We start from the raw sequence: 12,839 nt of genomic DNA on the forward strand, positions 1-12,839 counted from the left end.
TCCTCCCAATTTTAAGTATTATATAAATGGCAAGCAACCCAGTGATTTTCTTTTTCTTCCTTCCATTCAGGCGTTATTTCGCCACAAATATCCATTGCATGCGAACACCGTGTACGGAACCTGCATCCTGACGGAGGGGTGATCGGACTTGGCGGATCCCCTTCTAAGACGATCCGTTCTCTCCGTTCGGCAGTCGGACTTGGTAACGGAATCGCCGACAACAGTGCTTGAGTATACGGATGAAGCGGTTCATCGAATAGTGCATCACTATCAGCAAGCTCCATCATATTACCGAGATACATCACACCGATCCTGTCACTGATATGTTTCACCATACCCAGGTCATGAGCGATAAATAGATACGTGAGTCCTTCCTCTTCTTTCAAATCCTCCATCAAATTGACGATTTGTGCCTGTATTGAAACGTCCAAAGCAGATATCGGCTCATCTGCAACGATGAAATCCGGTTCAACAGCAAGTGCTCTTGCAATCCCGATTCTCTGGCGTTGGCCACCACTGAATTCGTGAGGATAACGTTTCGCATGATCCTGACTCAACCCCACTTTTTCAAGAAGTTCAAACACTCGCTCTTTTCGCTGCTTTCCTTTTAAAAGTCCGTGTGCATCAATGCCTTCAGCGATAATATCAATGATCCGCATTCTCGGATTCAATGAGGCATGGGGATCTTGAAAGATCATTTGCATATCCCTGTTGAATTTCCTCGCTTCTTTCCCTTTCAACCGGCTTGTGTCTTTCCCTTTGAAAATGATGCTCCCGTCAGTCGCTTTATGAAGACCGACGACAGTCCTTCCAAGTGTCGATTTACCACTGCCACTCTCACCAACAAGACCCAGTGTTTCACCTTTGTTGATTGAAAAAGAAATATCATCGACAGCTTTCAAGGATTGATTCCTTCCCACATTAAAGTGTTTCTTGACGTTTCTCACTTCTAAAAGTTGTTCTCCTGTCATTGATCATTCCTCCCAGCTGATACCAACTCTTCCACTGACGGAGCCCTCGGGTCATTCAGCCAACATCTCGCATAATGGGATTCAGAAGCTTTTGTCGGCTCTGGCATTTCCTGGACACAAATTTCCATCGCGTAGGCACACCGAGCAGCAAAAGGACAACCCTTCGGGGGAGCGAACAGATCTGGCGGAGTTCCTTCTATTGGAATAAGTCGTTCTTTTTGTCCTTGATCGTATTTTGGAATGGAATTTAGAAGTCCCCATGTATAAGGATGTTTCGGATTTTCAAAAATTTCTTCCACAGTCCCGCTCTCGACAACCATCCCCGCATACATGACTGCCACCCGCTGCGCAACCTCTGCTACCACGCCAAGATCGTGAGTGATGATCAAGATGGATGTTTGAAGACGTTTTTGCAGATCTTTCAATAGATCCAATATTTGAGCCTGAATGGTTACATCCAATGCCGTAGTCGGTTCATCAGCAATGATCAACTGAGGATCACAAGAAATCGCCATCGCAATCAATACCCGCTGCCTCATCCCACCGCTCAACTCGTGAGGATATTGGCTGTATCGCTTTTCAGGGTTGGGTATACCGACAAGACCCAGCAATTCAATGACACGGTCCTTCACCTGGTTTTTTTCTAAATCCGTATGTTTCTTGATCGTTTCCGCGATTTGGTTGCCGATTTTCATTGTTGGATTAAGTGAGGTCATTGGATCCTGTGAGATCAATCCAATTTTAGTCCCTTTGATCTTTTGCATTTGTTTTTTCGACAAACCTAGAATTTCATTACTTTCAAACTTGATGCTGCCATTTCGGATCCGGCTCACGTTTTTGGGTAAAAGTCCCATGACCGACTGTGCCGTAACGCTTTTCCCGCAGCCACTCTCCCCGACAACCGCAAGCACTTCCCCTTGATTGATATGAAAATCAACACCACGGACGGCCTTCACTTCACCTCCGTAAGTTTTAAAAGAGACCTGTAAATCCTGGACCTCTAGTAAACGTTCCATCGTATCCCTCCTTAGTCCCGTGATTGCGGATCAAGGGCATCTTGTAATCCGTCACCAAATACATTGAATGCAAACATCGTAAGTGAGATCAAGAAACCGGGGAAGAACAACCTCCACCATTGTCCTGTCAAAATAACACCGAGTGCATCATTTGCCATGGTCCCCCAGCTTGCAATCGGAGCCTGTACACCTAAACCGATGAAGCTGAGAAAAGATTCAGCGAATATCGCCTGTGGAATCGTAAACGTCAAATTAACGATGATGATCCCGATCATATTCGGAAAGAGATGACGCCAGATGATTTTTCGATGCGGAGTACCAAGCTTTTGAGCCGCTGCTACATATTCCTGTTCCTTCAACTGGAGAATCTGCCCCCTCACGATCCTGGCCATTCCTACCCAGCCTGTGATTGAGAGCGCTATGATGATCGTCCATAATCCTGGTTTCATGACAACGAGCAGCAATATGACCACAAGGAGATATGGAATCCCATATAAAATTTCAACGATCCTCATCAAGGTGCTGTCAACACGATCACCGAATTTCCCTCTGCCAGCCATGTAACCGGATATTCCACCGACAAGAAGGCCTAAGATCAAATCGATAAGCGCAGCCGCGACTCCGATCGTCAACGAGATCCGTGCTCCATACCATGTCCTTGTCCACATATCCCTTCCGAGTGAATCCGTCCCGAACCAGTGATCGCCTCCAGGGGCAAGGTTTCTTCCCGTCAAGCTCTGATCCGAGTAATTGTAAGGAGTCATTTGCGGTCCGAATATTGCAAAGAAGGAGATAAAAACGAGTAAAACCAAACCTAAGACAGCAAGCTTGTTTTTCAGAATCTTAAGGACGGTATCCTTCCACTGGCTTATACTAGGACGGACGATTTCATCAGGTTTGAACCTGCTCCGATCAATGGGGCGGAAAACATCTTCATTTCTCTGTTCTATCATGTTCAATCCCCCTTGCTCGTTAACTTGATTCTCGGGTCGACAATACGGTAAGAGATATCAACTAGAAATAAAGTAATAATCAGGATCGTACTGAAAAAAATCGTAGTCCCTAGAATTACCGGAAAATCGCGATTGAATATACTATCTACAAAATATTTGCCGATTCCAGGAATCGCAAAGATCTTTTCGATGACAAAGGTACCCGTCAATAAAAAAGCGGCAAGCGGTCCGATAAATGAAATGACCGGAATCAAAGCATTACGGACACCGTGCTTGATGACGATACCAATGGTACTCAACCCTTTGGCGTCAGCAGTTTTGATATAGTTCTGATTCATGACCTCAAGCATGCTGGAACGCATGAATCTTGCAATGATCGCTAAAGGGGCGGTAGCTAGTGCAAGCGAAGGCAAAATCGTATGGAACCAAGTCCCCCATGAAGCTACCGGTAACAAACCCCAATCGACAGCGAAATATTTGATTAAGAGAGGAGCAAGGATGAAACTAGGAATCGAGATGCCGATAATCGCAAATGTCATCGTCAAATAATCAATGATTCCGTTGTGATTCAACGCTGCGATGATCCCTAAGATCAATCCAAAAATAAGTGCAATCACAAGCGATTGGATCCCTAGTAAAGCAGAAGCAGGAAAACCATCAGCAATCAATGTATTGACATCTCTTGTTTCGGATTGGATAGACGGCCCCAGATCAAACATCGCTAAATTTTTCAAATATAAGAGATACTGTACAGGCAAGGGCTCGTCCAGATTGAACTTAGCCCTCATGTTCTCTAAAACATCTGCAGGTAGTACATCTGCATCAGAAGCGAAAGGATCACCTGGGATCGAATGCATAATAATGAATGTGATCGTCGTGATAACCCAGATGGTGACGAGCATGGTGAAAATCCGTTTGATAATATACAAGTCCCTACTCCCTCCCTGGTGAAAAGTTAAGCATTTGCGTGACCGAGGACTCCATTCGTTGCAGCCATCCCAATGATGACAACACCCCACATATGTTTATAGGCGGTAACGAAGTCATCACATGTGAAGCGGATCGATTTTGGTCCGGTAAGTTCTACTGACGGAATCGTTGTCGTCATCAAAGCCTGTTGGGAACCTTTGAATTCAATGTCAAATGTGATTGGTCCTTCAACTTTATAAGGTTGGAATTCGTTGATTCGTCTTACAGCAGCTTCCGCTTTTTCTTCAATGATCTTGCGTGCCCGTTTCGGTGGAATCAACTCTGCCGCGAAGCGATCGATTCCGTATTTGACAACGGCTGCTTCGACTTCCGGTAATGTCTCCCTAACTTCTGCGACATAAGCATCGTCACCGGAAATGAAGATCGTCGGTACATCGAAATCACCTGCAACCCCTGCATTCATCTCCGTTTCTCCGACGACTTTTCCGTTAATCTTCATCTCCCCAACACAAATACCTGCGAGTGTGTGGCTGATCGTCGTCCTTTCAGAACCCGCTTCTCGACCGTGATGACCGATGAACATGATTCCATCGAACGTCTCGTCCAACCCTTGCAGCTGACACATCACCCGATTGTTACCGGATACAAGACGAGCCCTTTCATCCAGATCCTCAATAAAGATGTTGGACATATTGCCATGCCCGTCAGCAACCACGACTTCTGTCGCCCCGCCTTTGAAGGCACCTTCAATCGCAGCGTTGACTTCCTGTGTCATCAGTTTTCTGAATCGCTGATACTCATCGTTTTTCTTAAGCTGCACGTTCGTAGCGACGCCAGAAATCCCTTCAATATCGGCTGAAATGAAAATTTTCATAGCTTTCTCCCCTTTTAAAAATGGAATGTTGTTTCCTCAGAACAATCCTGGATAAATTCAAATAGAATACGTTTGACTGCTTCAAGGTCATTCAAATCGATCACTTCCACAGGAGAATGTGCATTTCTTGACGGAATAGACAACACGCCAGTCGGAACACCCTTATTAGCTAAGGTGACCGCCCCAGCATCTGTTCCAATTCCAGTGAAAATCTCAAGCTGATGAGGGATCGAGTGCTCTTTTGCCAATTCGACAAGCTTGTCTTTGACTGCTGGATGGGCGATCAAACTGGCATCCATAATCTTTATGCCGGCTCCTTCACCAAGCTTGAGACTATCATCCATCACATCTTCAGGCGTATCACTTACTGCAGTCGTATCAAGTGCAATCGCGAAATCGAAATCCAATTCGGATAACGCCACCTTTGCTCCTCTCAAACCAACTTCCTCTTGGACTGTAAAGAGTGCAATCAATTCACCAGCAAAATCACGAGTTTGCAAGGCTTCTAGAAGTTGAAGCAAAACCACACATCCTGCCCTGTCATCGAATCCCTTTCCTACGACTTTCCCAGTCTTTTCAGAACCAAGGTGTTCGAGGGTAGATGCCCAAGTGATTGGGTCTCCTACTTCAATTCCAAGCCTAGAAACTTCCTGTGGTGATCTTGCCCCGACATCTATGTAAAGCTGGCGGAAGTCTCTTACTCTATCAGGATTATCAAACTTCTTATAATGGGCAGAAATCTAATGGGCAGAAATCGTCCCGATCACTCCTAGACATGGACCACTTTTTGTCCTCACTGTGACTTTTTGAGCCAATAGGATCCGGTCATCATGTCCGCCAAGCTTCTCGAAACGAATCAGCCCATTCGACTCAATCTTTTTTACGATAAAACCTACTTCATCCATATGGGCGGTCACCAACACCCTCGGTCCAGGATTTCTGCCTTTTAGCCGCGCAGTGACATTCCCTATTGGGTCTACATGGACTTGATTGCAAAATTCAGCAACTTTTTCCTTAATGAATGCTGTCAAAGGCTGTTCATAACCACAAGGACCTGAAAGCTCCGTTAACTTTCTCAACGTTTCTAACATGATTCACCCCTTCTGTCATATTCAGATTCTTCTGAATATTGTTGGTAAAAGAAGCCACCTTTGGGCTCCTAAATGTACTCGAATGTGTTTTTATGGACATCCATCTGGATCAGGACATTCGTCGATGTAATGCTAGGAATCCGATGGACTTTCTTGATCGTCTCTGTCAATTCCTCATAGTCCCGCACATTCATTTGAGCGAGTAACTGATAATCTCCTGAAGTAGTTGTGATATAGCGCATCACCCGGATATCTTGAAGTTCTTTGATAACTTGGTCGATATTTTGCGGTACCACCTTTATTTGTACGATCGCAGCCATTTTGATTCCTAGCGAGATTGGATTGACGACTCCGACAACCTCGATGATATCGTTGTCAATCATATTGTTATACCGTGTACGGACTGTCTTTTCTGTCACATCAAGGTTGTTTGCAATCTCGGCGAATGACATACGTCCGTTTTTTGAGAGAAATTTAATGATCTTTTTATCCAGATCATCAATCAACTCTTTTTCAGGTATCGAACCCATTAACTATTACTCCTTTCAGTACAATATTCATAGATCAATTGCTTAAATAGGACTAAAGTTCAATATTATTTACTGTTTACAATACAATTTTTATAGATTACTATTAAAAAAAGTAATTTTTAAACAGTATAAATTTTCAGTTTTCTTTTCGCAAGTGTTTTTTCAAATATTTATCAAAAAAGAATGGAAGGTGTAGAAAGATGTTACTTATTGAAAACGCAACCATCATTATTGGGACAGGCGAAGTCATCAATGACGGGAAAATCTTGATAAAAGGAAAGAAAATTGAAAAGATCGGTCATTTCACATATGAAAACGACGATGTAAAAATCATGGATGCGAATGATAAGGTAATAAGTCCCGGGCTTATAGATGTACATACACACTTAGGCGTCCATGAAGAAGGGATTGGAAACATCGGACATGATTTCAATGAGACGAGTGATCCGATCACTCCAGAGGTACGGGCGATCGATGGAATCAACCCGAGAGAAAAAGGGTTTGAAGATGCAAGAAAAGCAGGTGTCACCACTGTCCAGGTTCTACCAGGCAGCGCCAACGTCATAGGTGGAGAAATGGTCACCCTGAAAACCGCGGGTACAATTGTCGATGAAATGGTGATCCGTAATCCTTCTGGTATGAAAGCTGCATTCGGTGAAAATCCCAAACGCTTGCATGGCACCAAAGGAAAGGCACCCATCACTAGGATGGGCATCGCCGCCTTATTTCGCAAAGAAATGCGCAAAGCCCAGCAATACTTAGAGAAAAAAGAGAACGGAAAAAAACCCGACTTTGATCTAGGACTCGAAAATCTATGTAAAGTACTTCAAAAAGAAATCCCGTTACGCGCTCATGCCCATCGTGCAGATGATATCGTCACCTTGCTCAGGCTTGCCAAAGAATTCGATATTGAGATTACGATCGAACATTGTACAGAAGGCCACCATATTGCAGAATATGTCGCTTCGCACGGATTTCATGTATCAGCTGGGCCGACCATGTCAACGCGGTCTAAAATCGAACTTTCCGAAAAAGGGTGGCACACTCCGAAAGTACTAGCTGAAGCCGGTGTCTCCGTTTCGATTACGACCGATCACCCCGTTGTCGGAATCGAATACCTCCTTTCCAGTGTGGCGAACGCAATAAAATTCGGACTAAATGAAACTGAAGCATGGAGGTCGATTACGCTTACAGCAGCACAGCATCTGGGTATAGAAGATCGAGTCGGTTCGTTGGAGGAAGGAAAAGACGCAGATTTAGTTATCTGGAGTGGAGATCCATTTGATCTAAGAAACAGTGTGGAAACCACGATCATCAATGGGGAAATTGTGTATAACAAAGAGTAATAGAAAAGGAGTCTGGATATTCCTCCAGACTCCTAATGTTTATGTATAAATGGTATTAGTGCAGTAAATAGGGTTGAAACTTCGCTTGCATGAGGATGCTCCATGATGAAAAGGCAGGGATCAACTTCGATAACACGATAGCCTTTTTGCACTCCTCATTATGAAAGTTCACTTCGAGCTCCTCGACGATTTCAATGATTGAGCCGAACAGCTGAACTTCTTGTAAAATCACGTCTTTCCCAAAGGCTTCGACTAACGTCTGGTTCGCCATTTCGAATTGAGAAAAGGCGAGAAATACATCTCCAAGCACACGATCACCAGCTTCAAAATGACCTAGCTTATATTTTGCCTGAATATGTTCAAAACCCTCTTCAACAATTGCAAGTAAATCCACATACTGCCTGATGATTTCATAATGTTTCTGATCAATTGCTAACATTCCGACCTACTTCCTCTTATCAAAGAACATCCCGTCTGCGCTGTTTCCTTGATAAGGATTTGCATATTTCGTATTGTTCGTCCGTTTCATCCTGATTTTCATGAGCTGCCCTTTGATTTCCTGCATCTGATTGTCCAGATAAGGCTGGATCAGCTTGTTGATTTCCACAAGCTGTTTTCCCAGCTCTTTTTCCTTAGAAGAGTAGTCCCCCGTCAGCCGTTCAATCAATTTTTGCCGATAATCGATATACTCGTTCAGCTCTTCGAAATAATGATCCGGCTTTTCTTCAGGTAGCCCCTTTTTCACATGATCATAAAGCTTTTCGGTGTGTTCCAACAACTCCTGCACCGCACTCATTACGCTTGGCCCCCTGCCCCATAACTCGCTTTTCGATTTTGCTGGATGACTTGTTTCCAGGTATCCCGAAACTCCACTGTCAAACCTTCGACTTCTTCAATGATCGCCACGTCACTTTTAACGTTCGCATCGATCAAACGGCGATTCATATAATCATAAAGCTGCATCATCTGCTTCCCGACAGGAACATCCGTGTTCAACGTCACCATCAGCTCCTGGATGATCTTTTGCGCTTTTAAAAGGTTTGTGTTTTTCTCTTCTACTTTACCGGCTTCAATTGCTACCTTTGCCTGTTTTAAAAATTTCAAGCACCCGTTATAAAGCATTAACGTCAATTCACCTGGAGACGCCGTTCCGACTGAGTTCTGTTGGTACGTTTGGTATGCATTGTTCAAAGACATGGTCAATCAAACAACTCCTTAGAAGTTTTCACGGCCTACATGCCGCCGCCAAATTGATTCATCAAAAACATAGACTGCTGGTTCATCCGGCTAATCGCTTTTTCCATCGCCGTAAACTGACGCCAGTAACGATCCTCGATACCGACCAATTTCCGTTCAAAATTGTCAATCCGCGAGTCGAGATCGTTCAAGTTACGGCCCATTGTGAACTGCTGGTTTGTTTTTAAAGCGTTCCCAGCTTTTGATTCAATCTTATCCATAGTGTCTGCAATGGATTCACGAAGCCTGCGTGCAATTCCTTGTTCACTTGTCGTCGTTCCTTTACTCATGAACAATTCGTATACTGCATTCGGATCGTCCTTGATCGCTTTTTTGAGCTTATCCGGGTCGATAATCAGTTTCCCACCATCCCGGTAATTGCTCGAAGTCGTAATCCCGATTTGCGCGAGCTGATTATAGTCAGACGACACATTCGCTCCAGTAACTTGAGAGTAAAGCCCTGAACGCATGGAGTTCAATCCGCCTGATAAAATCGTGTCGCCCCGGAGCATCCCGCTCTTCGCCTTCTCTTCCCATAGTTCGACTTCACGATCTTCCATATCCTCACGCTGTTCTTTCGTCAAAGGCTGGAAGTCACGATACCGCTGTTCACCAATCTCTCCATTGATTTTCTCAATCGTTTCATTGTACTTATCAACAAATTTCACGATGGAGTCGAAAATGGAATCCGTATCCTGCGTGACAGAGATGTTCGCCGACCCAACCTGTTTCAAGTTGTAGGTGACATCGTTGATGGAAAAAGTATTGGACGAACGAGACGTCTGGAAACCATTGATTTTGAATGAAGCGTCCTCACCAGCTGTTTTTCCTGTAAGTTCAGCTCCAGTGGTAGCATTACTGAACCCAAGTGCTTGGAAAAAGTCTCTTGTGGTGTCATCACCGATTGAAATTGAAGCATCTTTCCCGGTATTCTTCATTGTCAAAACGACTTTATTGGTAGCTTCATCGTAAAAAGCAGAAACCCCCAGAGAAGTATGAGCATTGATTTTCGCCATGATATCGTTGATTGAATCAGTCGAAGGATCGATGTCCAATGAGATATCACTAGCTTGTGATTCTCCAGGTTTGATGACACTTAATTTAAGACTGAAGGGAGTTGTAAAACTTTTGTCTCCACTTGTAGTGCCGAAAGTAACATCCTGTATGTTGGTATCCCCTGAAACAACATTACCATTGTTATCTAAAACCTTTGTTTCTGAACTATAAACTGCTGCTTTTGCTAAACTCAGAACATCAATATTCGTACTCGTCGCTGAAGCATCACTTCCAGCCGTCGCTGTTACTGCTGATTCATTCGAACTTACTGTCGATTTCGTCAAATAAGTCGATTGACGGAAAACACCATCGAAAATAAACTGATCAAGATCCTTCAACAGTTTGTTCATTTCACGATAGTCGTCACGTTTCCACTCAAGCAGCTGCTTGTCCTGATTCATTTTATCAAGCGGAATCCGTTCTGCCTTCATCAGATCCTTGACGAGCTGATCAATGTCCATTCCACTGGCAAGGCCACCAATACGCATGTCCATTCCATTTCACCTCTAAATTTTTTCGTCTACGATAATCCCCACAAGTTCCGCCATCGCCGCATACATATCCAAAAACTTTTTGTTCGGTATCTCTCTAATGACTTCTTTAGTCTTGTCATCGATCACCTGCACGTAATATCGATCTAACTTTTCATGGAGTTCGAATTTTAATGACGTATGTGTAGGTACTAAGAAGTCGTTCATGCTCTCCACTTTTTCTTGTAGATCTTGTTTAGATAAAACAACATCCTGTTCTTTGTGAGGCTCTTTTTGTTCAGATCGATTTTCATTATTTTTAGTTTCTAACCTAGCATCTTGCCTCGGAAAAACCGAAGGAGATGAATCGACATTCCCTACACCCATAACCGCTCCCCCTATTAACTTATCTCTATCTTTTTTATCGGTAAGAATATCATAATCTTAAGGGAAAAATGGTATAATTAACAGGAACGTACGTTCTTGTTGCGAAGGAGGTTTTTATTATGGATGAGAGTGAAATGATTGCGTATATTAAGAAGCATTTTCCTTTTGAAAGTACAGAAAAGGTGGCTAAGTATTTAAACCTCTCTGAATTTAAAGTAAGGGCCATTGCTAAGAAAAATCATATTTACAAGAATGAAGATTACTTGAACCAACTTAAATATCAATTAGTTCAAAATAGAAGAAAGTGGTATGAAGAGAACATCCCTAGTTTTTCTCCAACTTTTATACAAGAGCAATTACTTTATGGCAGTTTACTAGGAGATGGATACATTAGTAGAGGGGCTGAACGGAGTATTAATTATGCTTATCAGGAACATTTCGGTAAATCCCAAAGAGAATATAGAGAATGGAAATTATCACAACTAGAAAACCTGGGTTTTAGAATAAACGGGAATTATCTACGCTCAGGCAGTCACCCCTACTTCACTAGTTTAAGAAATGACCTCTATAATGATAGTTCAAAAGTACTCACTGATAACTTCCTTAGGAAATGTAAGCACCCCATGTTTTTATCTGCGCTTTACCTAGATGATGGGAGTCTTTCAATAACAACTCGATTGAATAAAAACAAAAAAATCGTTTATTGTACTCCAAGCGTAACTATTTACACATTAAACTTTCGGAAATATGAGAATCATAAATTAACAAGCCATATTAATAACCTGTTTAAAACAGATTTTGTTGTATCAAGGCATCCTGATGGATATGGATCCATATTAAAGATTAATAAAGTAAAGGATGTCCGTAAATTTTTACAAATAATAGAACCTTATTCAAAATGTATACCTTCAATGAATTATAAAACAAATATCGAGAAGAAAATTGAATCTATTTCTAATCGTATTTACAAAAAATACGGAAGAAATATAACTATTCAAACAAGCTCTTCTGATAACCAAAGGAATTACAGTTATGAAGAAATTAATAAAATTATTGCATTGAAGCAATCAGGAATGCAGGATAAAGATATAGCCAAATGTTTAAACAGAAGTTATTGGTCTATTGTATATAAAGTTTCCGAGTTACGTGAAAATGGCCGCCTCGATTGAGACGACCATTAATGGAAAATGATTAACGAAGAAGTTGAAGAACTCCTTGTGGTTGTTGGTTGGCTTGCTTCGCCGCTATGTCTTTCGATCATAGAATAGACTATATCTTCACCCTGTTCTCAGGGGCTGGGCACTTCGAACAGTTAATCCTGCCCTACGAGATTCATAGTCATAGCTTTTTTGCTTTAGACCGTGTTCTCTAGTCGTTGAACCTTCTCCACTCTTTCAAGACAGGAGCTTGGCTGCTGATTATCCAATCTCTCTCATTTTTAAACCTTCACGCCTGCGGTTTCCAGCTACGTTGTGGTTGAGAGAGTTTAAGGAAGTTCCAGCAATTCACCCAGTTATACTCTCATCCGTTACCAGATAAGACGCCCTTCATTCAGTTACCTTAGAAGTTGTAAAACTTCGTTCGGAAGCTGATTTGATTGAGCCAACATTGCTTGTGCTGCTTGAGAAAGAATAGAATTCTTAGTTTGTGCCATCATTTCTTTCGCCATCGTGCGAACATTTACTTTCATAAATGACTAGACTATATCTTCACCCTCTAGCAATCTAGTAGGGGTCGGGCACTTCGGATCCTCATTGTTGAACCTAAATGTTTCACCTACGGATTTCATCATCATAGCAATTGCCTTAGATGGTTTATCCTAGTCGTTGATCCTTCTCCACTTTTTCAAGACAGGAGCTTGGATGCTGATTGCCCAATCTTTTCTTTTTTCAAACCATCACGCTCGTCGTTTCCAACTACGTTGTGGCAAGAAAAGCTCTAAGGGGTTTCCAGCAATTCACCCGATTATGATCACTAGC

Annotated in this window: 14 protein-coding genes and 1 pseudogene; 2 read left to right on the forward strand and 13 right to left on the reverse strand. The window is 42.7% G+C overall.

Translation table 11 applies throughout. The features are described from left to right. Positions 1-11: 11 nt before the first annotated feature. The 7 genes and pseudogenes from KOL94_RS13640 to KOL94_RS13670 all read right to left on the reverse strand — a co-directional run bounded on the left by KOL94_RS13640 (position 12) and on the right by KOL94_RS13670 (position 6,365). A complete protein-coding gene (locus KOL94_RS13640) occupies positions 12-971 on the reverse strand; it encodes an ABC transporter ATP-binding protein (RefSeq protein WP_221566955.1) in 960 nt (319 codons plus the stop codon). Next, the gene (locus KOL94_RS13645) at positions 968-1,987 is read right to left on the reverse strand and encodes an ABC transporter ATP-binding protein (protein WP_221566956.1); all 1,020 of its coding nucleotides are present in this window, start codon (positions 1,985-1,987) and stop codon (positions 968-970) included. Before KOL94_RS13645 ends, KOL94_RS13640 begins: the two co-directional genes overlap by 4 nt. Before the next feature lie 11 nt (positions 1,988-1,998). After that, positions 1,999-2,940, reverse strand: coding sequence for an ABC transporter permease (locus KOL94_RS13650; protein ID WP_221566957.1), 942 nt, complete (start codon positions 2,938-2,940; stop codon positions 1,999-2,001). Positions 2,941-2,942: 2 nt separating this feature from the next. Further along, on the reverse strand, positions 2,943-3,869 hold the full coding sequence (locus KOL94_RS13655) for an ABC transporter permease (protein ID WP_221566958.1): 927 nt from the start codon (positions 3,867-3,869) through the stop codon (positions 2,943-2,945). Between the two features lie 26 nt (positions 3,870-3,895). Then, positions 3,896-4,744 (reverse strand): M55 family metallopeptidase, encoded by an 849-nt coding sequence (locus tag KOL94_RS13660; protein ID WP_221566959.1) that lies wholly within the window; start codon positions 4,742-4,744, stop codon positions 3,896-3,898. A 14-nt stretch (positions 4,745-4,758) separates the two neighbouring features. Further along, positions 4,759-5,835 (reverse strand): annotated as a pseudogene (locus KOL94_RS13665) (M42 family metallopeptidase). A 68-nt stretch (positions 5,836-5,903) separates the two neighbouring features. Next, complete coding sequence (locus tag KOL94_RS13670) at positions 5,904-6,365, reverse strand: Lrp/AsnC family transcriptional regulator (protein ID WP_221566960.1); 462 nt, start codon at positions 6,363-6,365, stop codon at positions 5,904-5,906. 200 nt (positions 6,366-6,565) lie between these two features. Between KOL94_RS13670 and KOL94_RS13675 the strand changes: the two genes are divergently transcribed. Further along, positions 6,566-7,711, forward strand: coding sequence for an amidohydrolase (locus KOL94_RS13675; protein ID WP_221566961.1), 1,146 nt, complete (start codon positions 6,566-6,568; stop codon positions 7,709-7,711). Positions 7,712-7,766: 55 nt separating this feature from the next. Here KOL94_RS13675 and KOL94_RS13680 read toward each other — a convergent pair whose 3' ends face one another. The 5 genes from KOL94_RS13680 to flaG are packed head-to-tail and all read right to left on the reverse strand — an operon-like array spanning position 7,767 to position 10,860. After that, a complete protein-coding gene (locus KOL94_RS13680) occupies positions 7,767-8,150 on the reverse strand; it encodes a DUF8042 domain-containing protein (protein WP_221566962.1) in 384 nt (127 codons plus the stop codon). 6 nt (positions 8,151-8,156) lie between these two features. Beyond that, the gene (gene fliT / locus KOL94_RS13685; protein WP_221566963.1) at positions 8,157-8,507 is read right to left on the reverse strand and encodes a flagellar protein FliT; all 351 of its coding nucleotides are present in this window, start codon (positions 8,505-8,507) and stop codon (positions 8,157-8,159) included. Next, positions 8,507-8,908 carry a flagellar export chaperone FliS gene (fliS, locus tag KOL94_RS13690; protein ID WP_221567721.1) on the reverse strand — a complete coding sequence of 134 codons (402 nt, stop codon included), beginning with the start codon at positions 8,906-8,908 and terminating at the stop codon, positions 8,507-8,509. The genes fliT and fliS overlap by 1 nt, the downstream gene beginning before the upstream one ends. A gap of 35 nt (positions 8,909-8,943) precedes the next feature. Beyond that, complete coding sequence (locus KOL94_RS13695; protein WP_221567722.1) at positions 8,944-10,491, reverse strand: flagellar hook-associated protein 2; 1,548 nt, start codon at positions 10,489-10,491, stop codon at positions 8,944-8,946. An 18-nt stretch (positions 10,492-10,509) separates the two neighbouring features. Next, on the reverse strand, positions 10,510-10,860 hold the full coding sequence (gene flaG, locus KOL94_RS13700) for a flagellar protein FlaG (RefSeq protein ID WP_221566964.1): 351 nt from the start codon (positions 10,858-10,860) through the stop codon (positions 10,510-10,512). Between the two features lie 119 nt (positions 10,861-10,979). On the opposite strand from flaG, the gene KOL94_RS13705 reads away from it, so the two are divergent. Beyond that, positions 10,980-12,029 (forward strand): hypothetical protein, encoded by a 1,050-nt coding sequence (locus tag KOL94_RS13705; protein WP_221566965.1) that lies wholly within the window; start codon positions 10,980-10,982, stop codon positions 12,027-12,029. Between the two features lie 386 nt (positions 12,030-12,415). On the opposite strand, the gene KOL94_RS13710 is transcribed toward KOL94_RS13705, so the two are convergent. After that, positions 12,416-12,550, reverse strand: a complete 135-nt coding sequence (locus KOL94_RS13710) for a flagellin (protein WP_311775142.1) — start codon at positions 12,548-12,550, stop codon at positions 12,416-12,418. Between the last annotated feature and the right edge of the window lie 289 nt (positions 12,551-12,839).

Source organism: Alkalihalobacillus sp. TS-13 (genome assembly GCF_019720915.1).
In the GTDB taxonomy this organism is placed as follows: Bacteria; Bacillota; Bacilli; order Bacillales; family Fictibacillaceae; genus Pseudalkalibacillus.

Coding starts and splice junctions, on each gene's coding strand:
- KOL94_RS13660 (WP_221566959.1), bottom strand. CDS start 4,744: ATGAAAATTTTCATTTCAGCCGATATTGAAGGGATTTCTGGCGTCGCT.
- KOL94_RS13675 (WP_221566961.1), top strand. CDS start 6,566: ATGTTACTTATTGAAAACGCAACCATCATTATTGGGACAGGCGAAGTC.
- KOL94_RS13705 (WP_221566965.1), top strand. CDS start 10,980: ATGGATGAGAGTGAAATGATTGCGTATATTAAGAAGCATTTTCCTTTT.
- flaG (WP_221566964.1), bottom strand. CDS start 10,860: ATGGGTGTAGGGAATGTCGATTCATCTCCTTCGGTTTTTCCGAGGCAA.
- KOL94_RS13650 (WP_221566957.1), bottom strand. CDS start 2,940: ATGATAGAACAGAGAAATGAAGATGTTTTCCGCCCCATTGATCGGAGC.
- fliS (WP_221567721.1), bottom strand. CDS start 8,908: ATGTCTTTGAACAATGCATACCAAACGTACCAACAGAACTCAGTCGGA.
- KOL94_RS13640 (WP_221566955.1), bottom strand. CDS start 971: ATGACAGGAGAACAACTTTTAGAAGTGAGAAACGTCAAGAAACACTTT.
- KOL94_RS13645 (WP_221566956.1), bottom strand. CDS start 1,987: ATGGAACGTTTACTAGAGGTCCAGGATTTACAGGTCTCTTTTAAAACT.
- KOL94_RS13680 (WP_221566962.1), bottom strand. CDS start 8,150: ATGTTAGCAATTGATCAGAAACATTATGAAATCATCAGGCAGTATGTG.
- fliT (WP_221566963.1), bottom strand. CDS start 8,507: ATGAGTGCGGTGCAGGAGTTGTTGGAACACACCGAAAAGCTTTATGAT.
- KOL94_RS13710 (WP_311775142.1), bottom strand. CDS start 12,550: ATGAAAGTAAATGTTCGCACGATGGCGAAAGAAATGATGGCACAAACT.
- KOL94_RS13695 (WP_221567722.1), bottom strand. CDS start 10,491: ATGCGTATTGGTGGCCTTGCCAGTGGAATGGACATTGATCAGCTCGTC.
- KOL94_RS13670 (WP_221566960.1), bottom strand. CDS start 6,365: ATGGGTTCGATACCTGAAAAAGAGTTGATTGATGATCTGGATAAAAAG.